The 23057-nt window shown below is 71.0% G+C and carries 11 protein-coding genes; 7 read left to right on the forward strand and 4 right to left on the reverse strand.

Going from position 1 to position 23057, the window contains the following annotated elements; genetic code table 11:
• Positions 1-34: 34 nt before the first annotated feature.
• From H7J06_RS14345 to H7J06_RS14375, 7 genes are read left to right on the forward strand one after another with little or no spacing between them, the layout of a single operon-like run.
• Positions 35-1441, forward strand: a complete 1407-nt coding sequence (locus H7J06_RS14345; protein WP_264039566.1) for an aldehyde dehydrogenase family protein — start codon at positions 35-37, stop codon at positions 1439-1441.
• 40 nt (positions 1442-1481) lie between these two features.
• Positions 1482-2345 (forward strand): SDR family oxidoreductase, encoded by an 864-nt coding sequence (locus H7J06_RS14350; protein ID WP_264039567.1) that lies wholly within the window; start codon positions 1482-1484, stop codon positions 2343-2345.
• Positions 2346-2349: 4 nt separating this feature from the next.
• Positions 2350-3315: an NADPH:quinone oxidoreductase family protein gene (locus H7J06_RS14355; RefSeq protein WP_264039568.1), complete on the forward strand. Its 966-nt coding sequence runs from the start codon at positions 2350-2352 to the stop codon at positions 3313-3315.
• A 2-nt stretch (positions 3316-3317) separates the two neighbouring features.
• A complete protein-coding gene (locus H7J06_RS14360) occupies positions 3318-4019 on the forward strand; it encodes a haloacid dehalogenase type II (RefSeq protein ID WP_275079433.1) in 702 nt (233 codons plus the stop codon).
• Positions 4016-4498 carry a DUF456 domain-containing protein gene (locus H7J06_RS14365; RefSeq protein ID WP_264039570.1) on the forward strand — a complete coding sequence of 161 codons (483 nt, stop codon included), beginning with the start codon at positions 4016-4018 and terminating at the stop codon, positions 4496-4498. Before H7J06_RS14360 ends, H7J06_RS14365 begins: the two co-directional genes overlap by 4 nt.
• 39 nt (positions 4499-4537) lie before the next feature.
• A complete protein-coding gene (locus H7J06_RS32380) occupies positions 4538-5683 on the forward strand; it encodes a DUF3060 domain-containing protein (protein WP_264039571.1) in 1146 nt (381 codons plus the stop codon).
• Between the two features lie 14 nt (positions 5684-5697).
• Positions 5698-6018 (forward strand): EthD family reductase, encoded by a 321-nt coding sequence (locus H7J06_RS14375; protein ID WP_264039572.1) that lies wholly within the window; start codon positions 5698-5700, stop codon positions 6016-6018.
• Here the strand turns inward: H7J06_RS14375 and H7J06_RS14380 are convergent.
• The 4 genes from H7J06_RS14380 to H7J06_RS14395 are packed head-to-tail and all read right to left on the reverse strand — an operon-like array spanning position 6015 to position 22948.
• Positions 6015-6821 (reverse strand): tyrosine-protein phosphatase, encoded by an 807-nt coding sequence (locus H7J06_RS14380; protein ID WP_264039574.1) that lies wholly within the window; start codon positions 6819-6821, stop codon positions 6015-6017. The genes H7J06_RS14375 and H7J06_RS14380 overlap by 4 nt on opposite strands.
• A complete protein-coding gene (locus tag H7J06_RS14385) occupies positions 6821-8047 on the reverse strand; it encodes an acyl-CoA dehydrogenase family protein (RefSeq protein WP_275079362.1) in 1227 nt (408 codons plus the stop codon). Before H7J06_RS14385 ends, H7J06_RS14380 begins: the two co-directional genes overlap by 1 nt.
• A 27-nt stretch (positions 8048-8074) precedes the next feature.
• Positions 8075-10486, reverse strand: coding sequence for a PEP-utilizing enzyme (locus H7J06_RS14390; protein ID WP_264039575.1), 2412 nt, complete (start codon positions 10484-10486; stop codon positions 8075-8077).
• A gap of 6 nt (positions 10487-10492) precedes the next feature.
• Positions 10493-22948 carry a type I polyketide synthase gene (locus H7J06_RS14395; RefSeq protein ID WP_264039576.1) on the reverse strand — a complete coding sequence of 4152 codons (12456 nt, stop codon included), beginning with the start codon at positions 22946-22948 and terminating at the stop codon, positions 10493-10495.
• Positions 22949-23057 lie beyond the last annotated feature (109 nt).

The raw sequence follows: 23057 nt of genomic DNA on the forward strand, positions 1-23057 counted from the left end.
TTCGCCAACCACCTGGTTGGTTAGGATCGGCCGGGTGACTACCGAAGCGTCGGCCCCGCCCAGCTCACGCACCGATTCCGGCGACATTGCAGCTACCGTCGCCCGGCTGCGCACCACGTTCGCCAGCGGCCGCACGCGCGACGTCGCGTGGCGCAAGCGGCAGCTGGAGGGCCTCGAACGGCTGCTGACCGACAACGAATCCGCCATTGCCGCTGCCCTCGGACAAGACCTGGGCCGCAAGCCCTTCGAGGCGTGGCTGGCCGACATCGCGAGCACCGTCGGGGAAGCCAAGGACGCGGCCAAGAACGTCGGCAAGTGGACCAAGCGCAAGCAGCGGCTGCTGGAGTTCGCGCAGCTGCCCGGCCGCGGCTGGGTGGAGTACGAGCCCTACGGCACGGTGCTGGTCATCGGGGCGTGGAACTTTCCGTTCGCCTTGACCCTGGGGCCCGCCATCGGGGCCATCGCCGCCGGCAACGCCGTCGTGCTGAAGCCCTCGGAGGTGGCGCCCGCGTGCTCGGCGTTGATGGCCGAGCTGGTCCCGCGCTACCTGGATCCGGACGCGGTCGCCGTGGTCGAGGGTGACGGCGCGGTGAGCCAGGAGCTCATCGCCCAGGGCTTCGACAAGCTGTGCTTCACCGGAGGCACCGAGATCGGCCGCCGGGTCTACGAGGGTGCGGCCAAACACCTGACCCCGGTCACCCTGGAACTCGGGGGCAAGAGCCCGGTGATCGTCGCCGCCGACGCCGACATCGCCGTCGCCGCCAAGCGGATCGCCTGGACCAAGCTGATCAACTCCGGTCAGATCTGCATCGCACCGGACTACGTGCTGGCCGACGCCACGATCCGCGACGAGCTGGTCGCCAAGATCGGCGAGGCCGTCGCCACCTTCGAGGCGGGCAGCTCGGGCAAGCGCATCGTCAACGGGCGGCACTTCGACAGGTTGACCACCGCGCTGGCCGCCACCAAGGGCAGAGTCGTGATCGGTGGCGGCTCGGACGAGGCGGCCGTCGAGATTCAGCCGACCGTCGTCGTCGACCCCGCGTTGGACGAGCCATTGATGACCGACGAGATCTTCGGGCCCATCCTGCCGATCGTCACCGTCCAATCACTGGACGAGGCAATCGCATTCGTCAAGGCCCGGCCCAAGCCGCTGGCGGCGTACCTGTTCACCAGGTCGAAGGTCGTGCGGGAGCGGGTCGTCAAGGAGGTGTCCGCGGGCGGCATGTTGGTCAACCACCTGTTGTTCCAGTTCACCACCGCCAAGCTGCCGTTCGGCGGTGTCGGGCCGTCGGGCATGGGTGCCTATCACGGCAAGTTCGGCTTCGAGGAGTTCAGCCATCGCAAGTCGGTGCTGACCAAACCGACCCGACCCGACTTAACCGCCATCATCTACCCGCCGTATACAGAGAAGGCGTGGAAGCTCGCGCGCAGGCTCTTCTGACCCAGCTCTAGTTCACCGAAGATCAAGAGATAGGAACGCAATGCCCGGAGTGCAGGATCGCGTCATCGTCGTCACCGGAGCCGGTGGTGGTCTCGGACGTGAATACGCCCTGACCCTTGCCCGCGAGGGCGCCAGCGTCGTGGTCAACGACCTTGGTGGATCCCGCGACGGATCCGGCGCCGGGTCGGCCATGGCCGATCAAGTGGTCGCCGAGATCAAGGAGGCCGGTGGCCGGGCGGTCGCGAACTACGACTCCGTCGCCGAAGCCGAGGGCGCCGAGAACATCATCAAGACGGCGATCGACGAGTTCGGCGCCGTGCACGGAGTGGTCAGCAACGCGGGCATCCTGCGCGACGGCACGTTCCACAAGATGACCTTCGAGAACTGGGACGCCGTCCTCAAGGTGCACCTCTACGGCGGATACAACGTGCTGCGCGCGGCGTGGCCGCACTTCCGGGAGCAGAGCTTCGGCCGCGTCGTGGTCGCCACCTCGACCAGCGGGCTGTTCGGCAACTTCGGCCAGGCCAACTACGGCGCCGCGAAGCTGGGCCTCGTCGGCCTGATCAACACGCTGGCCCAGGAGGGCGCGAAGTACGACATCAAGGCCAACGCCGTCGCGCCCATCGCCGCCACCCGGATGACGCAGGACATCCTGCCGCCCGAGGTCTTCGAGAAGTTGACGCCCGAGTACGTCGCGCCGGTGGTGGCCTACCTGTGCACCGAGGAGGTGCCCGACACCGACTCGATCTTCATCGTCGGCGGCGGCAAGGTGCAGCGCACCGCGCTGTTCCAGAACGACGGCGTCACCTTCGGTAGCGTGCCGTCGGTCGACGACGTGGCCGACAGGTGGGGCGAGATCACCGACCTCTCAGCGGCGCAGTCGGCCAGCTTCAAGCTCGGCTGACCCTGTGAAAGCGCTCGTCGCACGGGAACTTTCGGGTCCATCGGGGCTGGCCTACGTCGACGTCGACGAGCCCGCCGGTGACGGCAACGTCGTCGTCGACGTCGGAGCTGCCGGCGTCAGCTTCCCCGACCTGCTCCTGATCAAGGGGGAGTACCAGCTCAAGCTGGACCCGCCGTTCGTGCCGGGCACCGAGGTGGCGGGAGTCGTCCGCTCGGCGCCCGCCGACTCGGGTTTCACGGCGGGACAACGGGTTACCGGGTTGAGCATGCTCGGCGCCTGGGCCGAGCGGGTGGCGCTGCCGCCGGCGAGCGTCTTGCCCACCCCCGACGGTCTCGACGACGGCGCGGCGGTGTGTCTGCTGGGCAACTACTACACGATGTACTTCGGGCTGGTTCGCCGCGGCGGGCTGCTGGCCGGTGAGACCGTGCTGGTGCTCGGCTCGGCGGGTGGCGTCGGTACGGCGGCCATTCAAATCGCAAAGGCGTTGGGCGCCAGGGTGATCGCGATGGTGCACCGGCCGGGTGCCACCGAGTTCGTCGAGTCGCTGGGCGCCGACGTGGTGCTGCCGCTGACCGACGGGTGGGCGCAAGCGGTGCGCGAGCACACCGACGGCCGCGGGGTCGACCTCGTCGTCGACCCGGTGGGCGGTGACGCGTTCGACGACGCGATCCGCGTGCTGGCCACCGAGGGCAGGCTGCTGGTGCTGGGCTTCGCGTCCGGCGGCGGGATTCCGACGGTGAAGGTGAACCGGCTGCTGCTGCGCAACGTCAGCGTCGTGGGAGTCGGCTTGGGCGAGTTCATCAACCGCACTCCGGGTGCGCAAGCGGAGATCGGCGCCGGGCTCGGACGGCTGGTCGAGGCCGGGCTGCGGCCACCGCCACCGGTGCGGTACCCACTGTCCGAGGGCCGGGCGGCGTTGGAGAGCCTGGCGTCCGGCGGGATCAGGGGCAAGGTCGTGCTGGTTCCGTGAGGTTGCCAAGGGCCTTGGCCTTCGACGTCTTCGGCACTGTCGTCGACTGGCGTGGCAGCGTCATCGGCGAATTGGAGATGTTCGGCGAACGGCATGGCGTAGCTCAGGACTGGGCGGCGTTCGCCGACGCCTGGCGGGCCGGTTATCCGAAGGCGATGGACAAGGTCCGCAAGGGCGAATTGTCGTGGCTGAGGATCGACGCGCTGCACCGGCTGATCCTCGACGACCTGCTCGACGGTGCCGGCATCGGCGAGGTGCCCGACGCCGACGTCGCCGAGCTGAACCTGGCATGGCACCGACTCGACCCGTGGCCGGACTCGGTGGCGGGGCTGACGCGGCTGAAGCAGAACTTCGTCATCACCACGCTCTCGAACGGCAACCTCTCGCTGCTGACGAACATGGCCAAGCGGGCGGGGCTGCCCTGGGACTGCGTGATCTCCGCGGAGCTGTTCCGCCACTACAAGCCCGATCGCGAGGCCTATCTCGGCTGCGCCGACCTACTGGACGTGGCGCCGGGTGAGCTGATGCTGGTGGCGGCCCATCCCAGCGATCTGCGGGCGGCCCGGGACGCCGGCCTGATGACGGGTTACGTGGCCCGGCCGCTGGAGCGGGGTCCGGGACGCCCGCCGCCCAGGGTGGAAGAGGGCGAGTTCGACGTCGTCGCGGACGACTTCGTGGACCTTGCTGCCAGACTCGTCCCGTGAACGGCGTCGAAACCCTGCTCGTGGCGGTGGCGATCGCCGTCGGTCTGGTGGGCATCCTGGTGCCGTTGATACCGGGGAGCATTCTGATCTTCGCGGCCGTCGGGGTGTGGGCCTACGTCGAGGGGACGACGATTGCGTGGGTGACGTTCGGCGTCGCCGCGGCGATTCTGGCCTCGGCCTTGTTGGTGAAGTACCTGTGGCCGATGAAGCGGATGCGCCGGGCCGACGTCGGCACGTGGAGCCTGTTCGCGGGCGCCGTTCTCGGCATCGTCGGGTTCTTCGTGATCCCGGTGGTCGGGTTGGTCGTCGGCTTCGTGCTCGGGGTGTTCCTCGCCGAGTTGACGCTGCGGGGCAATTCGCGGCTGGCGTGGGCGTCGACGGTGCATGCGATGAAGGGTGTCGCGCTGTCGGTGGGCGTCGAGTTGGCGGGCGCGCTGCTCGCGACGATGGTCTGGGTGGTCGGGGTGTTGTTGGTCTGAGCCGGCCCGCACCGGTCCACATCGTGGGACCATGCGCAGGTGACGTCGTCGGAGGACCCCGAGCAGCGCATCGCCGACCTTGAGAAGCAGGTCGCCGACGCCCGTCGCATCGCCGACCTCGAAGCGCAGTTGGCCGAGGCGCGGGGGCGGCAGAGCACCGGACCGTCGCCGGGCCAGATGTCCGACGTGTTCTCGGCACTTCGGAACTTCCAGACCGACGTCGGCCGTCCGCCCGCGCCACCGGTGGACACCCGGCTGGCCGACGCGCCTCGCCCGGTGCCCCTGCGATTCGTGCTCGCCGAAGTGCTGCCGTTCCGTTGGTGGTACGTGTTCACGCTCTTCATGGTGGCGATCCCGCCGATCATCGTGTGGATCACGAGTCCACGACTGTTGGCTCCGGCGGCCCTCGCGGCGGTGATCCTGATCTACGGTCTGCAGTTCCGCACTGCGCGGAAGCGCCTGGCGCTGCTTCGGTGGGGCCGGGTCGCACAGGTCATCGGTTCGGAAATCAGTTCGCGCGCAACCTATTACGGCGGCACTACGTATTCCAACGTGTGGCTCCCGCAGGCCCACGGTTGGACGGTGACGCGGCAATTGTGGAGCGGTCCCAGCACCACCACGGTGGTCCGGTACGCACTCGACGGCTACCAGGGCGAGATCAAGGTGAGGGGCCGCGCGTACGACGACGGCGTCATTCTGGCCGATTCGCGGCATCCCGACCGCGCGCTGTGCGTGAGCTCGTTCCCCTACGACCTCGACCGTGACGAGTCAGGCAACTGGATCGGCAGACTGCGGGTCCGCCTGGTGGTGGGCATGGTGTTCTGGGTGCTGATCGTCGTCGGCTGGCTGGGCGGTGCCCTCTGGATCAGCACGGGGTCCGCGGCCCGAATGATGGCCGAGCAGAGCGTCATCCGACTAGATCCCGGCAGTACGTTCAGGTTGAGCGACAGTGGTCCGCAGACGGTGTCCTGCAACGACGGCCACCTCGTCGTGAGCGGCGGTGCCACCCCGGTCACGGTCCGGGGCCACTGCGCCAGCCTCGAAGTCACCGGGATCGACGCCGTCGTCACCGTCGACTCGGCCGACGTCGTCACCCTCAACGGCATCGACAACCACGTCACGTATCACTCCGGGAGCCCTAAGATCGTCTCGGGCGGGATCGACAACACCGCCATTCGCGGCTGAGACGAAGGATTGCCATGTCCGAAACGAAGATCACGGTCATCTACGACAACCCGACCGACCCCGAGGCATTCGAATCGGCTTACCAGGCCGACCAATTGGAGGCCGCGAGGAAGGTTCCCGGATACGTCCGGCTGGAGGCGTCCAAGGTGTGGCCCAAGGAGGACGGCTCACCCACCCCGGCGTACCGGATGATCGACTGGTACTTCACGGACTACGACGCCGCCAGCGCTGCCGTCACCACGGAGGAGTTCGGCGCCTTCGCCCAGTCACTCTTCCAGCTGGCCACCGGCGGCGTCCGCATCCTCTTCTCCGACGTCGAGATACCCCAGAGCTAGGTGACCAGCTCCTTGCGGAGCCGCGTCACCTGCTCGGACGTGACGCCGAGCGACTCGAGATAGCCTGCCGTCGAACCGTACTCGGCGTCGATGGCGCGCTTGGCCGCATCGAGGTACTCCTCACGCACCCCGAGGACTTCCTCGTTGAGCCTCGCCTCGGCGAACGTGACGATCTCCGGCGTCGTCGTCTCCTCGGCGCGGTTGCGCACCGACTCCAGGATGCGCTCACGGAGCTCCGGCACGGCGGCGTTGCTGCGCAGGAAGTCCGCGACGATCGCATCGCGTTGCACGCCCACGGTTTCCAGCACGAGTGCCACGGTGAAGCCGGTGCGGTCCTTGCCGGCGAAGCAGTGCGCGATGACGGGGCGCTGATCGGCGAGCATCGAGATGACCTGACGCACGGCGGTCCGGGCGCCGGGCAACGACGGAAACCGCTCATACTCCTCGGTCATGAACCGCGCCGCGGCCACCGAGACGTCCTCGTCGTCGGGCTTGGCCGTCATCATCTTCTCGAAGGCACTCTCGTGCGGCGCGTCGGCCTGGTCGGCGGCCAGCTCGTGGAACGGCAGCAGGTGCACGGCCACGCCGTCGGGCACCAGGCCGGGCCCGCGGCGCTCGACCTCGCGTTGCGATCGCAGGTCGGCGACGTCGCCGACGCCCAAACACGCCAAGGCGGCACGGCCCGCGTCGTCGAGACGGCTCAACTCGCTGGAACGAAACAGGCGACCGGGCCGGATCCCGGTTTCCTCCGCGACGTCGCGGAAGTTCCAGGCGCCGGAGAGCTCGGTTCCGCTGGAGACCACTACGAGGTCACCGCCGCTGCGAGCGCGCTCTTCTCTCGGCCCAGTTCGGCCCGGGCGATGGTGCGCATGTGCACCTCGTCGGGCCCGTCGAACAGCCGCATCGCGCGGTGCCAGCCGTACAGTCGCGCCAGCGGGAAGTCGTCGCTGATGCCGGCGGCGCCGTGCACCTGGATGGCGCGGTCCAAGACGTTGCACGCCATCTGCGGGGCAACGGCCTTGATCATCGCGACCTGGTTGCGCGCCTCCTTGTTGCCGTGCTTGTCGATCGTCCACGCGGCCTTCTCGCACAGCAGCCGCGCCTGGTCGATCTCGTTGCGCGACAAGGCAACCTGCTGCTGCACCACGCCCTGCTCGGCCAGCGGCTTGCCGAACGCGATGCGCGTGTTCACCCGGTCGACCATCAGCGCCAGCGCGCGTTCGGCCACCCCGATCGCCCGCATGCAGTGGTGGATCCGGCCGGGGCCGAGGCGGGCCTGGGCGATTGCGAAGCCGCCGCCCTCTTCGCCGAGGAGGTTCGACGCGGGTACCCGCACGTTGTCGAAGACGACCTCGGCGTGCCCGTGCTGGTCCTGCCAGCCGAACACCGGCAGGGATCGCACGATGGTGACCCCGGGGGTGTCGACGGGCACCAGGATCATCGACTGCTGCTGGTGCGAGGCAGCGTCGGGATTGGTGCGGCCCATCACGATCAGGATCTTGCAGCGCGGGTCGTTGGCGCCCGAGGTCCACCACTTGCGGCCGTTGATGACGTAGTCGCCGCCGTCGCGCAGCATCGTGGTCTCGATGTTGCGGGCGTCGCTGGAGGCCACCGCGGGCTCGGTCATCGCAAACGCGCTGCGGATCTCGCCGTTGAGCAGCGGTTCGAGCCACTGCTTGGTCTGCTCCGGGGTCGCGAACAGGTGCAGCGTCTCCATGTTGCCGGTGTCGGGCGCCGCGCAGTTCAACGCCTCGGGCGCCAGCTCCATGCTCCAGCCGGACAGCTCCGCCAGCGGCGAGTACTCGAGGTTGGTCAGCCCCGACTCCGACGGGAGGAACAGGTTCCACAGCCCGCGGTCGCGGGCGAGCTTCTTGAGCTCCTCGACCACGGGAGGCACGGTGTGGTCGTCGCGGCCTGCCTCGAGGCGGTACTGGTCGTAGGAGTGCTCGGCGGGGAACACGAACTCCACCATGAAGTCGGTGAGCCGTTGGTGATAATCCTGCGCTTTAGCCGACATCGCGAAGTCCATGACCGCCACGATATGACACCCGTCGAGTCAGGCTCCGAGCACGGTGACCTCGCCCGTCGCACCGTCCACTTCGACGACGGTCCCGGTGACGAGCCGGGCGGTCGCACCGCGCGCGTTGACCACGCAGGGCACCCCGAATTCGCGCGCCACGATCGCGGCGTGCGACGTCGGGCCGCCGAGTTCGGTGACGACGGCCGCCGCGTACGCGAACGCCGGCGTGTAGCCGACGTCGGTGACCTTGGCGACGAGGATCTCACCCGGCTGCAGGTCGTCGATGGTCTCGGCGTGCACGACGCGGACCCGCCCGCGGGCGTTGCCCCCGGAGACGCCGATGCCGTGCAGCACCTCCCCGCCCTCGAACGCGGTGGTCGGGGCCTCCGTCGGGGTCCAATGACCGCTGAACGCCTCGGGCGGCACCAGCCCCTGCAACGTGGCCTGCTCGGCACGTCGGCGGGCGACGACGGCGGCCAGGTCCGGAGGTGGAGCGTCGACCTCGTCGACCAGCAGGTAGAACACGTCGTCGACGTCGCCGAGCGCACCGGCATCGACCAGGCGTCGACCCTGCTCCCGCAGCAGCCGCCTGAGCACCCAGATGGCGCGCACCATGCGGTCGCGGCGCACCTCCCGTTCCCGGAGCTGGCTGGCCGCGGCCACCGCCACCGCCCGCGCGCGCAGCGGGACCTGGGGCAGCCGGGGCAGCTCGCGGGGCAGCGCCGTCAACGCCTTGGTCACCATCCGGACCAGCAGGCCGGGATCGTCGGCGTAGGTCGCCGAACGCATCTCAACTTCACCGGGACCACGGTGCCCGATGAGGGCCAGCTCGCGGGCGAGGGCCGCCGAGAACGCGGGCGCCTGCGCGCGAAGCACCGCGGCGTCGGTCGCCGGTTCGGACAGCAGCCGGGCGGCGACGGGGTCGCGTCGCGCGGCCGCGGCGAGGCGGTGCACCGCGCCGAGCGCCTGGGCGCTGACCAGTTCGTCTCCTGCCGCGGGCATCACGTCGCGTCCGCAGAGCAGGCGCATCACCACGCCGTAGCCGGCGCACAGCAGGATCGACGCCGACGAGAGCACCCAGCCGTGCACCACGTGGTCGCGTCCCAGCAGGATCAGCTCCCGCAGCCGCTGGTCGTCGAGGGCAGCCGGGTCCGTCGCCGCCGTCTCGAGGCGTTCGACGTCGTCGACGAAGTCCTTGGTGTCGCCGTGCGAGCCGGCGGACAGGCCGACGAGGCAGTTGGCGAAGGTCAGCCCGCCGCGGAGCTGGCGGACCAGGCCGCGGGGTTCGACGGGCGGCAGGTGTTCCCCGAACAGCTCGAGGCCGTCCTCGGTGTGGCCGAAGAACCCGGAGAGCACCAGCGCGGGGTCGATGAACGGCACGGTGTGCGCCATGAAGTGACCGGTCGTGATGCCGGCGTACAGGCGGTGGCCGAAGACCCCGGTGGTGCGCACCGACATCTCGCGTTGGACGGCGCCACCCGGGCGCAGCCGCTCGGAGATCACCAGACCGGCCGCGCGCGTGCCCAGCACCGTCACCGACGCCGACGACGGGGAGAACGGTCCGGCCAGCGCCTCGGACAGGTTGGTGGCGATGAACGCGGGGAAGCGCGGATCGATGGGGGTGTCGAACTCCCCGGTGACGTCGCCCGGCCCGGCGGGCACCGGCTCGACACCGTCGGCGGCCGGGGCGTCGACGGCCGGGATCGCCAGCACGCGCGGTAGCCGCCACGGAATGTCGTGCACCGCGTGGCCCAACGTGATTCGGCCCCGGCACGCGAGCGCAAAGTCCTCCACGGCCTGCGCGACGTCGAAGGTGGGGGTGAAGCCCCAGCCGTCGCGCAGTGCGGTGGTGTCCAGAGTCGCCACGGTCAACCGTGGTCCGGCGACGCGGCGGGCGAGCGGGCCGGGGATCTTGACGACGGGCCTGCCGACGGCCGCGGCGATCGCCCGCTTCGTGGTGGTCCCGTCGGCGGCGACGTCCACCCGACCGGCGGGCAGGTCGGAGTCGAGCAGCGTCCGCACCAGCACCCGCTCGACGTCGTGGGCGTGCACCACCTGCAGGGGCCGGTCGAAGGTGCCGTCGTCGACGAGCACCGGTGCGGTGAACGTCGTCAGCACGGCGCCGTCGACGTGGCGGCCCAGCACGAGCGCGGTCCTGACGACGATCGCACCGTCGGGAGCAGCAGCGGTGTCGTCGGTCAGGACGACCACTCGGTCGACCTCGGCGGCGACCGCGTCGAGGTCACGGGTGCCACCGCAGTGCAGCACCGCGTCGGCACCCTTGACGACGTCGGCGGCGTACCCGGTCGACGTCACGAACTCGACTGCGCCTGGCCAACTCTCGGGCCGCTGGGCGCCGACGCCGACGACCTCGTGGCCGAGTGTCACCAGCCGTGCGGCGACCCCACGTCCGATCGCGCCGTCGGCGCCCCCGACGACGATCCTCATCGAGGCCTAGCTCGCATCGTCGTCGCTGAACGCCGCCAGCAGATCCTGGAGGTCCATGTCGGCGATGTCCTGCGTGCGATCCGGTTCGTTCGACGCCGCGGCCTCGGCGGTGTCGGCGCCGCTGCCCTGTGCGGCCAGGTTGAGCAGCATGTCGAGCACGCCCGCCTGCCGCAGCCGCTTGATCGGGATGGTGGCCACGACGCGCTGCAGTTCCTCGTCGACCGAGTTGGTCGCGGGGCCCTGCTGCTCCTCGCCGACCAGCTGGGTGCGGAAGTACTCCGCGATCGCCGACGGGTTCGGGTAATCGAAGATCAGCGTCGGCGACAGCGTCAGCCCCGTCGCCGCCTTCAACCGGTTGCGCAGCTCCACCGCGGTGAGCGAGTCGAAGCCATGGTCCTGGAACGCCAGGTCCGGCGCGATCGACTGCGGGTTGGGCAGCCCCAGCACGGTGGCCATGTGCGACCGCACCAGGTCGAGCAGCAGGTCGTACTGCTCGTCGGCGGGCAGGCCCGAAAGGCGTTGCGACAGTGCCGAACGCGACTGCGCCGCGGCAAGTGAGTCGCCGACCTGACGGCGGGCCGGGCCCGAGATCAGCTCGACGAACATCGGCGGCAACGTGCCCGCCGACGACTTGGTCCGCAGCGCCACCCGGTCGATCCTTGCGGGCACCAGGAACGGCTCGTCGACGGTCAGCGCCTCGTCGAACAGCGCCAGCGCGTCGTCGAGGGCCAGCGCCAGGATGCCGTCGCGGTTCAGGCGCGCCAGGTCGACGTCCTGAAGGTGGCCCGTCATGCCGCTGGCCTGCTCCCACAGGCCCCAGCCCAGCGACATCGCAGGCAGGCCGTTGGCGCGCCGATGGGCGGCCAGGGCGTCGAGGTAGGCGTTGGCTGCCGAGTAGTTCGCCTGCCCGGACGCACCGACCAGACCGGCCATCGACGAGAACATCACGAACGCCGACAGGTCGTGGTCGCGGGTGAGCTCGTGCAGGTTCCACGCCGCGTCGACCTTGGCCCGCAGCACCGCGTCGACCCGTTCCGGCGTCAGCGACGTCAGCACCGCGTCGTCGATGACGCCCGCGGTGTGGATGACCGCCGACAGCGCGTGCTGGTGGTCGATGCCGGCCAACGCCTTGGCCAGGGCGTCCCGGTCGGCGGCGTCCGCGGCGACCACCTGGACGTGGGCACCCGCGTCGGTCAGTTCGGACACCAACTCGGCGGCGCCAGGAGCGTCCGGTCCGCGACGCGAGAGCAGCACCAGATGGCGTACGCCGTGGGTGGCGACGACGTGGCGGGCCACCGAGGCGCCCGCCATGCCGGTGCCGCCGGTGATCAGCACGGTGCCGCTCGCCCAGGCGTCCGGCATGGTCAGCACGACCTTGCCGATGTGGCGGGCCTGGCTGAGGTGCCGCAGCGCCGCCGGTGCCCGTCGCACGTCCCACGTCGAGATCGGCAGCGGGCGAAGCACTCCCGCGTCGCTCAGCTCGGCCACACCCGTGAGGATCTTGCCGACGCCGTCGGCGCCGGCCTCGAAGAGGTCGAACGCGCGGTACCGCACGCCGGGGTGGGCGGCGGCGACGGTGTCCGCGTCGCGGATGTCGGTCTTGCCCATCTCCAGGAAGGACCCGCCGCGCGGCAGCAGTCGCAGCGACGCGTCGACGAAGTCACCCGACAGGGAGTCGAGCACCACGTCGACCCCTCGGCCGCCGGTGACGGCGAGGAACTTCTGCTCGAAGTCCAACGTGCGGGAGTCGCCGATGTGGTCGTCGTCGAAGCCCATGGCCCGCAACGTGTCCCACTTCGGGCGGCTCGCGGTGGCGAACACCTCGAGGCCCCAGTGCCGGGCCAGCTGGACCGCGGCCATGCCGACGCCGCCGGTGCCCGCGTGGATCAGCACCGATTGCCCCGGCTGCACGTCGGCCAGCCCGCGCAGCGCGAAGAACGCCGTCGCGAACCCGACGGTGAAGCCGGCGCCCTGCGCGTAGCCCCAGTCCGCGGGGATGGGCAGCACGACGCGGGCGTCGGTGGTGGCCATCGTGCCGGTGCCCTCGGGGAACAGGCCCATCACGCGGTCGCCGACGGACACCTCGGTCACGCCAGGGGCGACCTCGACGACGATGCCCGCCGCCTCGATGCCCATGGAACCGCCGCCTGGGTACAGGCCGAGGGCGATCATGACGTCGCGGAAGTTGGCGCCGATGGCGCGCACGGCCACCCGGATGCGGCCCGCCTCGAGCGGCTGGTCCGCATCGGGGATCGCCTGCAGCGTCAGGTCGTCGAACGTGCCCGACTCGGCGACCGTCAGCCGCCACGGCGCATTGTCGGCAGGCGGGATCAGTAGCGACTCCGCGGCGCGGCTCGGCAGCACCCGCGCGGTGTGCAGGACACCGTCGCGGATGACCACCTGCGGTTCGCCGAGCGCCACGACGGGCGCCGGGTCGACCTGATCGGAGTCGGTGTCGACCAGGACGACGCGACCCGGGTGCTCCGTCTGCGCGGCGCGCACCAGACCCCAGACCGCGGCACCGGCCAGGTCGGTGACGTCCTCACCGGGCAGGGCGACGGCCCCGCGGGTCGTCACCACCAGGGTCGACGGCAGGCTGGCCTGATGATCCTGTGCAGAGCTCTCGGCGAGCCAGGACTGCAGCCGCTCGAGCGCGACGTGCGTCGCGCCGTACACGCCGGCCAGCTCGTCGGATTCGCTTGTCGCGGGCGCTGATTCGAACACCACGACCTCGGCGTCGGAGGTCACCTGTTCGGCGGGGGTGGCCGCCGACCACACCACCTCGAACAGCTCGCCGCCGCCGGTGCCGCCCACCGCGGCCGCCAACTGCTGGGCCGTCACCGGCCGGGCCACCATCGCCTCGACGGAGAGCACCGGCAGGCCGAGCCCGTCGGCGAGGTCGATCGACATCGAGCTGGTTCCGTTGGGCGCGAGGCGGGCGCGGACCGCCGACGCCCCGGACGCGTGCAGCGACACCTTTTGCCAGGAGAACGGCAGGGCCATCTCGCCCTCGTTGTCCTCACGGCTCATCACCACCGCGTGCAGCGCGCCGTCGAGCAGCACCGGGTGCACGCCAAAGCCTCCTGCCTGCAACTCCTGCGGGATGGCCACCTCGGCGAACACCTCGTCGCCCCTGCGCCACATCGCCTTCAGGCCGCGGAACGCGGGACCGTATTCGTAACCCCGGGCCGACAGCTCGGCGTAGGCGTCGGCCACGTCGACCTCGCGGGCGCCGACCGGCGGCCAGATCGACAGGTCCGAACCGGGGGCCGACGACGCGACGCCCAGCTCGCCCTCGGCGTGCAGGATCCACTGTGCCGAATCCTGTTGCGCGCGGGAGAAGATCGACACGACGCGGCCGCCGGCCTCGTCGGCCTGGCTGACCACGACCTGCACCGCGACGCCCTCGGCGGGCAGCACCAGCGGTGCGTGCAGCATCAGCTCGTCGACGACATTGCAGCCCACCTCGTCGCCCGCCCGGATGGCCAGCTCGACGAAGCCGGCACCGGGGAACAGCACGACCCCGGCGACCGCATGGTCGGAAAGCCACGGCTGGGTCGAGGTGGACAGACGACCGGTCAGCACCACGCCGCCGGTCTCGGGGGACTCGACGACCGCGCCGAGCAGGGCGTGGTCGGTGCGGCCGAGGCCCAGACCGGTGGCGTCGGTCGAACCGGATCCGCCGCTGGTCAGCCAGAAGCGCCGCCGCTGGAAGGCATAGGTCGGCAGGTCGAGCAGTCGACCGCCGACGCACGCCGCCTGCCAGTCCACCTCGACGCCGGACACCGACAGCTCGGCCAGCGCGGTGACCAGCGACCTCGGTTCGGGCGCGTCCTTCTTCAGCGTCGAGACCGTGACCGGCTCGGACTCGGCCAGCGACATCGCGATCGTGGCCGTCAGGCCGCTCGCCGGACCCACCTCGACGAAGCGGGTGACCCCCGCCGCGGCGAGGAAGCGGGCGCTGTCGTCGAACCGGACCGCCTCGAGGATGTGCCTGGCCCAGTACGGCGCGGTCGCGAAGTCCTGACCCGCCAGCTCGCCGGTGACGTTGGAGACCACCGGAATCCTGGGCTCCGCCAACGACATTCCGCCGGCGACGGTGCTGAACTCCAGCAGCATCGGTTCCATCAGCGAGGAGTGGAACGCATGCGAGACGGTCAGCTGGTGCACCCGGCGGCCCGTGGCCCGGGCTTCCTCGGCGATCTCCAGGACGGCGTCCTCGGGACCGGAGATGACGACGGAGTCGGGGCCGTTGACCGCCGCGATGCCGACGCCGTCGCGCAGCAGCGGTCGCATCTCGGCCTCGCTCGAGCTCACCGCCACCATCGCGCCGCCCTCGGGCAGCCGCTGCATGAGCCTGCCGCGCGCGGCCACCAGGGCGGCCGCGTTCTCCAGCGACAGCACGCCTGCGACGTGCGCCGCGGTGAGTTCGCCGATCGAGTGGCCCAGCACGTAGTCGGGCTCGATGCCCCACGATTCGAGCAACCGGAACATCGCCACCTCGACGGTGAACAGCGCGGGCTGCGCGTACTCCGTCGAATCCAGCACGGCCGCATTGCTTCCCCACATGACGTCGCGGATGGGCCGCAGCAAGTGGCGGTCCAGTTCCGTGGTCACCGCGTCGAATGCGGCGGCGAAGACTGGGAATTCGGCGTGTAGCTCGCGACCCATGCCGAGCGCCTGGGCACCCTGGCCGGGGAACACGAAAGCGGTCTTGCCGGAGCCGGTCGCGCGGCCGCGAACGGTGCCCGCACCCGGCTGGTCGTCGGCGAGCCCCCGCAGTTCGGTCAGCAACTCGTCGCCGTCGGCACCGAGCATGATCGCGCGGTGGGCGAACGACGACCGCCCGCCCAACGTCCAGCCGACGTCGACGGGGTCGAGGTCCGGATGGGCGCCGAGGTGGTCGGCGAGGCGGCGGGCCTGGTCGGCAAGGGCTTCCGGCGTCTTCGCCGACAGCGCCCACGGCACGACGGCCGGCCGGCGCCGTTCGACGACGGGTGCGGCCGACGGCGGCGCCTGCTCGATGATGACGTGCGCGTTGGTGCCGCTGATGCCGAACGACGACACGCCGGCCCGGCGCGGCGTGCCGTTCTCGGGCCACGGCTGCGCCTCGGTGAGCAGTGCGACCGAGCCCATGGTCCAGTCGACGTGCGGCGTCGGCTCGTCGACGTGCAGGGTGGCGGGCAGCTGCTCGTGGCGCATCGACTGCACCATCTTGATGATGCCGGCGACACCCGCGGCGGCCTGGGAGTGACCCATGTTCGACTTGACCGAGCCGATCCACAGCGGGGTGGTGCGGTCCTGGCCGTAGGTGGCCAGCAGCGCCTGTGCCTCGATCGGGTCACCGAGCGTGGTGCCGGTGCCGTGGGCCTCGACGACGTCGACGTCGGCCGCACTCAGCCCGGCGTTGGCCAGCGCCGAACGCAGAACCCGCTGCTGCGACGGTCCGTTCGGCGCGGTGAGGCCGTTGGACGCACCGTCCTGGTTGACCGCCGAACCGCGGACCAGTGCCAGCACCTGATGGCCGTTGCGCTGAGCGTCCGACAGTCGCTCGACGACGAGAATGCCGCCGCCGTCGGCGAATCCGGTGCCGTCCGCCGCGCCGGCGAACGACTTGCACCGACCGTCGGACGACAAGCCACGCTGCCTGCTGAACTCGACGAAGATGTCCGGCGCCGCGTTGACGGTGACGCCGCCGGCAAGCGCGAGGTCGCACTCACCGGTACGCAGGGCCTGCACGGCCATGTGCAAGGCCACCAGCGACGACGAGCACGCGGTGTCGATCGACACGGCCGGGCCCTCGAGGCCGAGCACGTAGGACACCCGGCCCGACGCGACGCTGGAGGCCTGACCCGTCAGACGGAAGCCCTCCGCACCCTCGGCACCCACGCCGTAGCCCTGGGCGTACACGCCGGCGAAGACGCCGGTGGCGCTGCCGCGCAACGACGCCGGGTCGATGCCGCCGCGCTCCAGCCCCTCCCACGCCAGCTCGAGGAACAGCCGCTGCTGCGGGTCCATGGCCAGCGCCTCGGTCGGGGACACCCCGAAGAAGCCGGGATCGAAGTCGGCGGCGTTGTCGATGAAGCCGCCGGTACGGGCGTAGGACTTGCCGGGGGCGTCGGGATCGGGGCTGAACAGTCCCGCCAGGTCCCAGCCGCGGTCGGTCGGGAAGTCGGTGAGCACGTCACGCCCGTCGGCGACCATGTCCCACAACGCCTCTGGCGAGTCAACCCCACCGGGGTAGCGGCAGGACATGCCGACGATCGCGATCGGCTCGTCGTCGACCACCGCCGTCGACGTGGTCCTGACGACCTCCTGGGGCGCACCCGCCAGTTCCTGGCGGATGTAGCCGGCCAGCGCCAACGGGGTCGGGTAGTCGAAGATCAGCGTCGGCGACAGCGCAAGTCCCGTCGCCGTCTTCAGCCGGTTGCGCAACTCGACGGCGGTCAGCGAGTCGAAGCCGTGATCGGAGAAGGCCAGCTCGGCGGTGATGGCCTCGGGCTCGGTGTTGCCGAGCACGGCGGACATGTGCGACCGCAGCAGGTCGAGGATCAGCGCCTGCTGAGCCTGTTCGGTCAACCCGTGCAGGCGTTGGGCCAGAACGGACTTCGACTTCGCGGCGACCAGGGAGTCGTCGACCCGCCGCCGTGCCGAGGTGTTGGCCAGCTGGGCGAACATCGGCGGCAGAAGACCCTCGGCCGACCTGGCCCGCAGCGCCGCGCGGTCGATGCGGACGGGGGCGAGCAGCGGCTCACCCACCACAAGCGCCGAGTCGAACAGCGTCATCGCGTCGCCGGTGGACATCGCGAGGATGCCGTCGCGGCCCAGCCTGCTCAGGTCGGCGTCGGCGAGGTGCCCGGTCATGTCACTGGCCTGGTCCCACAGACCCCACGCCAGCGAGGTGGCCGGCAGTCCGTGAACGCGTCGGTGGGCCGACAGGGCGTCGAGGAACGTGTTGGCGGCGCAATAGTTGGCCTGGCCGGCCGAACCCACGACGCCGGCCATCGACGAGAACATCACGAAGGCCGCGACATTCGTCTCGCGGCTCAGCTCATGCAGGTTCCACGCCGCGTCGACCTTCGCGCGCAGCACCGGGTCGACGCGCTCGGGCGTCAACGACCCGACCACTGCGTCGTCGAGGACACCAGCGGCGTGCACGATCCCCGACAGCGGCTGGTCGACGGCGTCGAGCACCGTGCGCAGTTCGGCGCGGTCCGCGGCGTCCGCGGCAAGCACCCGGACGTTCGCACCCGATGCGGTCAGGTCGGCGACCAACTGGGCCGCGCCGGGGGCGTCGGTCCCGCGCCGCGACAGCAGAATCAGTTCGCGTACGCCGTGGTTGGCGACTACGTGGCGGGCCACCGCGGAACCGGCCATGCCGGTGCCGCCGGTGATCAGCACGGTACCGCGGGTCCACGCCGCGGGCATGGTCATCACGATCTTGCCGACGTGGCGGGCCTGGCTGAGGTGCCGCAGCGCGGCCGGGGCACGGCGAATGTCCCACGTGGTCACCGGAAGTGGCGTCAGGATGCCCTCTTCGAACATCCGCGACAGCTCGACGATGTACTCGTGCATCCGGGGACGGCCCGGTTCGAACAGGTCGAAGGCGCGGTAGCGGACGCCGGGATGGGCCGCGGCGACGGTGTCGGCGTCGCGGATGTCGGTCTTGCCCATCTCCAGGAACGAGCCGCCGCGGGGGAGCAGGCGCAGCGAGGCGTCGACGAAGTCGCCGGCCAGCGAGTCGAGCACCACGTCGAATCCGCGGCCGCCGGTGACCTCGGCGAACTTCTGCTCGAAGTCCAGCGAGCGGGAGTCCCCGATGTGGTCCTCGTCGAAGCCCAACGCCCGCAACGTGTTCCACTTGGGCCTGCTGGCGGTGGTGAAGACGTCCAGCCCCCAGTGCCTGGCCAGCTGGACGGCGGCCAGGCCGACGCCACCGGTGGCGGCGTGGATCAGGATCGACTGGCCGGGCTGCACGTCGGCCAGCTCGCGCAAGCCGTAGTACGCCGTGGTGAAGACCACCAGGGTGGCCGCGGCCTCGGCGTCGGTCCACCCGGTCGGAATGGGTGCGACCAGCCGGGCGTCGGCCTGCACCAGCGTGCCGGTGCCCTCGGGGAACAGGCCCATGACGCGGTCGCCGACGGCGAAGTCGCCGACGCCCTCGCCGACGCCGACCACCACGCCGGCGCCCTCACTGCCGAGCAGCGCGTCGTGGGTGAACATGCCGAGGGTGATCATCACGTCGCGGAAGTTGGCCGCGACGGCGTTCATCTCGACTCGAATGTGCCCGGCGCGCAACGGTTCGTCGGAGTTCGGCACCTCTTCCAGCGCGAGGTTGTCGAACGTGCCTGCGGTGGCGATGCCGAGCCGCCACGGCTTGCCGGAGGTCGGCGGTCGAAGCACCGCGTCGACGCCACGGCTGCGCACGACGCGGGCGACGTGGGGCACGCCGGCCCGCACGACGACCTGCGGCTCACCGACGGCGAGCACGGTCGCAACGTCGACCGTGACGTCCGGGTTGCCGGTCGCGTCGACGAGCACGATGCGGCCGGGGTTCTCGGTCTGGGCGGCGCGGACCAGGCCCCAGACCGCGGAGCCGGCCAGATCGGCGACGTCCTCCCCTGGCAGGGCGATGGCCCCGTGCGTGACGACGACCAACGTGGCGGCAGACGGCTCGGCCAGCCACGATTGCAGGTACGCCAGGGCGTCGTTGACCGCGGTGTGGGCCACGGCCGCGGTATCGGAATCGGTTGCTGCCGAGGCGTATTCGTAGACGGTGTAGTCACCGGTCGGCGCGGCGGCCTCCGGCACGGCGACTGCCGACCACTCCACCTCGAAGAGTTCACCGTCGGCGCTGGCCTGGCCGACCAGCGCGAGCTGCTCGGCGTTGACCGGTCGGGTGGTCATCGAGCCCACCGACAGCACGGGCAGCCCCAGCCCGTCGGCCAGGTCGATGGACACCGAATTCGGGCCCACCGGGGCGATTCTCGCGCGCACCGAGGACGCCCCGGCGGCGTGCAGGGCGACCTGCTGCCAGGAGAACGGCAGGGCGAGTTCGTGATCCTCGACGGCGAGGGCGATGGCGTGCATGCTGGCGTCCAGGAGCACCGGGTGCACGCCGAACTCGCCGGACTGCACGTCCTGCGGAATGGTGACCTCGGCGAACACCTCGTCGCCGCGGCGCCACATGGCGGTCAGGGCGCGGAAGGCCGGCCCGTACTCGTAGCCGCGGGCGGCCAGCGTCTGGTAGGCGTCGGTGACGTCGGTCGCCACGGCGCCGGCGGGCGGCCAGACCGACAGGTCGGCCGTCGGCGGGTTCTCGGCGGAGCCCACGATCGCCTCGGCGTGCAGCACCCAGGGCGCTTCGGGATCGTCGGGGTGGGAGAAGACCGACACCGTGCGGGACCCGGACTCCTCGGCGGCGCCGACGACCACCCGGATCGGGACGCCGGACGGCGCGACCACCAGCGGCGCCTGCAGGGTCAGTTCCTCGACGACGCTGCAGCCCACCTCGTCGCCGGCGCGGATGACGAGTTCCACGAATCCCGCACCGGGGAACAGGATTACGCCGCCGACGGCATGGTCGGACAGCCACGGTTGCGTCGCCGCCGAGAGTCGGCCGGTCAGCACGACCTGGCCGGTCTCCGGCACCTCGACGACGGCACCCAGGAGCGCGTGCGCAGCCCCGTTGATGCCGAAGCCGGAGGCGTCGTTGGCTCCGGTGCCGCCGCCGGACAGCCAGAAGCGGCGTCGGTCGAAGGCATAGGTGGGCACCTCGACGAGGTGGCCGCCGGCGCACGTCGCGCGCCAGTCGACGGCGATGCCCGAGGTGAAGGCCTGTGCGGCGGAGGCGAGGAAGCGGTCCCAGCCGCCCTCGTCGCGGCCGAGGGTCGGCACGACGACGGGCTCGGTGGCGGCGTCGGTGCAGTCGCGGACGGTGTCCTCGATGCCAGCGATGAGCGCCGGGTGCGGGCTGGTCTCGACGAAGGCGCGGTAGCCATGGGCTGCCGCGGCCCGGACGGCCTGGTCGAACTGCACGGTCTGGCGGATGTTGCGGTACCAGTAGTCGGCGCCGAGGGTCGCGGTGTCGACCAGATCGCCGGTGACGGTGGAGAAGAAGGCGGTGCGCGTCGAGCGCGGCTCCAGCCCGGCGAGGGCTTCCTGCAGGCGGCCGTCGATCGCCTCGACCTGGGCCGAATGCGACGCGTAGTCCACGTCGATGCGGCGGGCGCGGATCTCCAACGCCTCGCACTGCGCCACGAGGGCGTCCAGTGCGGACGTCTCACCCGAGACCACGACGGCGGAGCGGCCGTTGATCACGGCAATGCCGGCGCGTTGGGGCTGAATGTCCAACCCCGACAACAGTTCTCTGGCCCGCTCGACACCACACGCCAGTGACACCATGCCGGCCGAGCCGGACAGTTCGACCAGCAGCTTGCTGCGCAGCGCGACCACCTTGGCCGCGTCGCGCAGGGACAGCGCCCCCGCGACGTGGGCGGCGGCGATCTCACCCTGGGAGTGGCCGATGACGGCGTCGGGCGTGACCCCGACCGAACGCCACAGCTCCGCCAGGGACACCATGACGGCGAACAGCGCCGGCTGCACCACGTCGACGCGGTCCAGCCCGGGCGCACCGGACTCGCCGCGCAGCACGTCGAGCAGCGACCAGTCGACGAACTCCGACAGCGCCTCCGAGCACGCGGTCAGCTTGTCCGCGAATACCGTTGAGGTCGACATCAATTCGATGCCCATGCCGATCCACTGGCTGCCCTGCCCAGGGAACACGAAGGCAACCTTGCCGACGGGGTTGGCCGTGCCGCGGATCACCCGTGTGACGTCGGCGTCGGAGGACACCTCCGACAGGCCGGCGAGCAGCTGCTCGCGATCGGTGCCGAGGACGACGGCGCGGTGCTCGAAGGACGTGCGTCCCGCCAGCGTCCAGGCCACGTCCCGATCGTCGAGGTCGGGGTGGGTCGCGAGGTGGTCGGTCAGGCGCGCGGCCTGGTTGCGCAGGGCCGTCGCCGACTTCGCGGACAGCACCCACGGGAGCACGCCGGCGGGCGGCGCAGCGGGCTCGGTGGCAGCCTCCACGGGCGGCGCCGACTCGACGATGACGTGGGCGTTGGTTCCGCTGATGCCGAACGACGAGATGCCGGCGCGGCGCGGCGTGGTGCTGGCGGGCCACGGCTGCGCCTCGGTCAGCAGTGAGACCGCACCCATGGTCCAGTCGACGTGCGGGCTGGGCTCGTCGACGTGCAGGGTCACGGGCAGCGTCTCGTGCTGCATCGACATGATCATCTTGATCACGCCCGCGACGCCCGCCGCGGCCTGGGTGTGGCCCATGTTGGACTTGACCGAGCCGAGCCACAGCGGCTGGGTGCGGTCCTGGCCGTAGGTGCCCAGCAGCGCCTGCGCCTCGATGGGGTCGCCGAGCGGCGTGCCGGTGCCGTGGCCCTCGACCACGTCGACCTGGGCGGCCGTCAGGCCGGAGTTGGCGAGTGCGGCGCGCACGACGCGCTGCTGAGACGGTCCGTTCGGCGCCGTCAGACCGTTGGACGCGCCGTCCTGGTTGACCGCCGAGCCGCGCACCACGGCGAGCACGGGGTGACCGAGCCGCTGGGCGTCGGAGAGCCGTTCGACGACGAGCACGCCACCGCCCTCGGCCCAGCCGACGCCGTCGGCCGCTCCGGCGTAGGGCTTGCAGCGTCCGTCGGCGGCCAGCCCGCGGTGGCGGCTGAACTCCACGAAGATCGTCGGGGTGGCGTTGACGGTGACGCCGCCGGCGAGCGCCATGTCGCACTCGCCGAGGCGCAGCGCCTGGACCGCCATGTGCAACGCGACCAGCGACGACGAGCACGCGGTGTCGATCGACACCGCGGGGCCTTCGAGGCCGAGCACGTAGGCCACCCGGCCGGAGGTGACGCTCGAGGTCATGCCGGTCAGCCGGTAGCCCTCGATGGCGTCGGCGGACATGCCGTAGCCGCCGGCGATGACGCCCGCGAACACGCCCGTCGCACTGCCCCGCAGGGACGTCGGGTCGACGCCGGCGCGTTCCAGTGCCTCCCACGACAGCTCCAGCAGCATGCGCTGCTGGGGGTCCATGGCCAGGGCCTCACTCGGCGCGATGCCGAAGAAGCCCGCGTCGAAGTCGGCGACGTCGTCGACGAAGCTGCCCGCGCGCGCGTAGGACTTGCCCGGTGCGTCTGGATCGGGGTCGTACAGGCCGGCGACGTCCCACCCGCGGTCCTCGGGCAGCGCGGAGGCCACGTCGCGGCCCTCGGCCACCATCTCCCACAGGTCCTCGGGGGAGTTGACGCCGCCGGGGAACCGACACGACATGCCGACCACGGCGATCGGTTCGCCAGAACGCTCGAGAAGGGCCCGGTTCTGGGTCTTCAACCGGTCGTTCTGGACGAGTGCCCGACGGAGCGCCTCAGTGGCATTGGCGAGTTGATCGGCCATACGGTGTGAAACCCCTGTCTGGGCCACTGCGCGTGCAGCAACCCACAAGTATTCGGTACGACGTGTTCGTTGGATGAGCCTAGAAGCCTCTGGCGGTGCACGGCGAACC

Source organism: Mycolicibacterium hodleri, from assembly GCF_025822245.1.
GTDB lineage: Bacteria > Actinomycetota > Actinomycetes > Mycobacteriales > Mycobacteriaceae > Mycobacterium > Mycobacterium hodleri.

Coding starts and splice junctions, on each gene's coding strand:
- H7J06_RS14350 (WP_264039567.1), top strand. CDS start 1,482: ATGCCCGGAGTGCAGGATCGCGTCATCGTCGTCACCGGAGCCGGTGGT.
- H7J06_RS14375 (WP_264039572.1), top strand. CDS start 5,698: ATGTCCGAAACGAAGATCACGGTCATCTACGACAACCCGACCGACCCC.
- H7J06_RS14385 (WP_275079362.1), bottom strand. CDS start 8,047: ATGGACTTCGCGATGTCGGCTAAAGCGCAGGATTATCACCAACGGCTC.
- H7J06_RS14390 (WP_264039575.1), bottom strand. CDS start 10,486: ATGAGGATCGTCGTCGGGGGCGCCGACGGCGCGATCGGACGTGGGGTC.
- H7J06_RS14395 (WP_264039576.1), bottom strand. CDS start 22,948: ATGGCCGATCAACTCGCCAATGCCACTGAGGCGCTCCGTCGGGCACTC.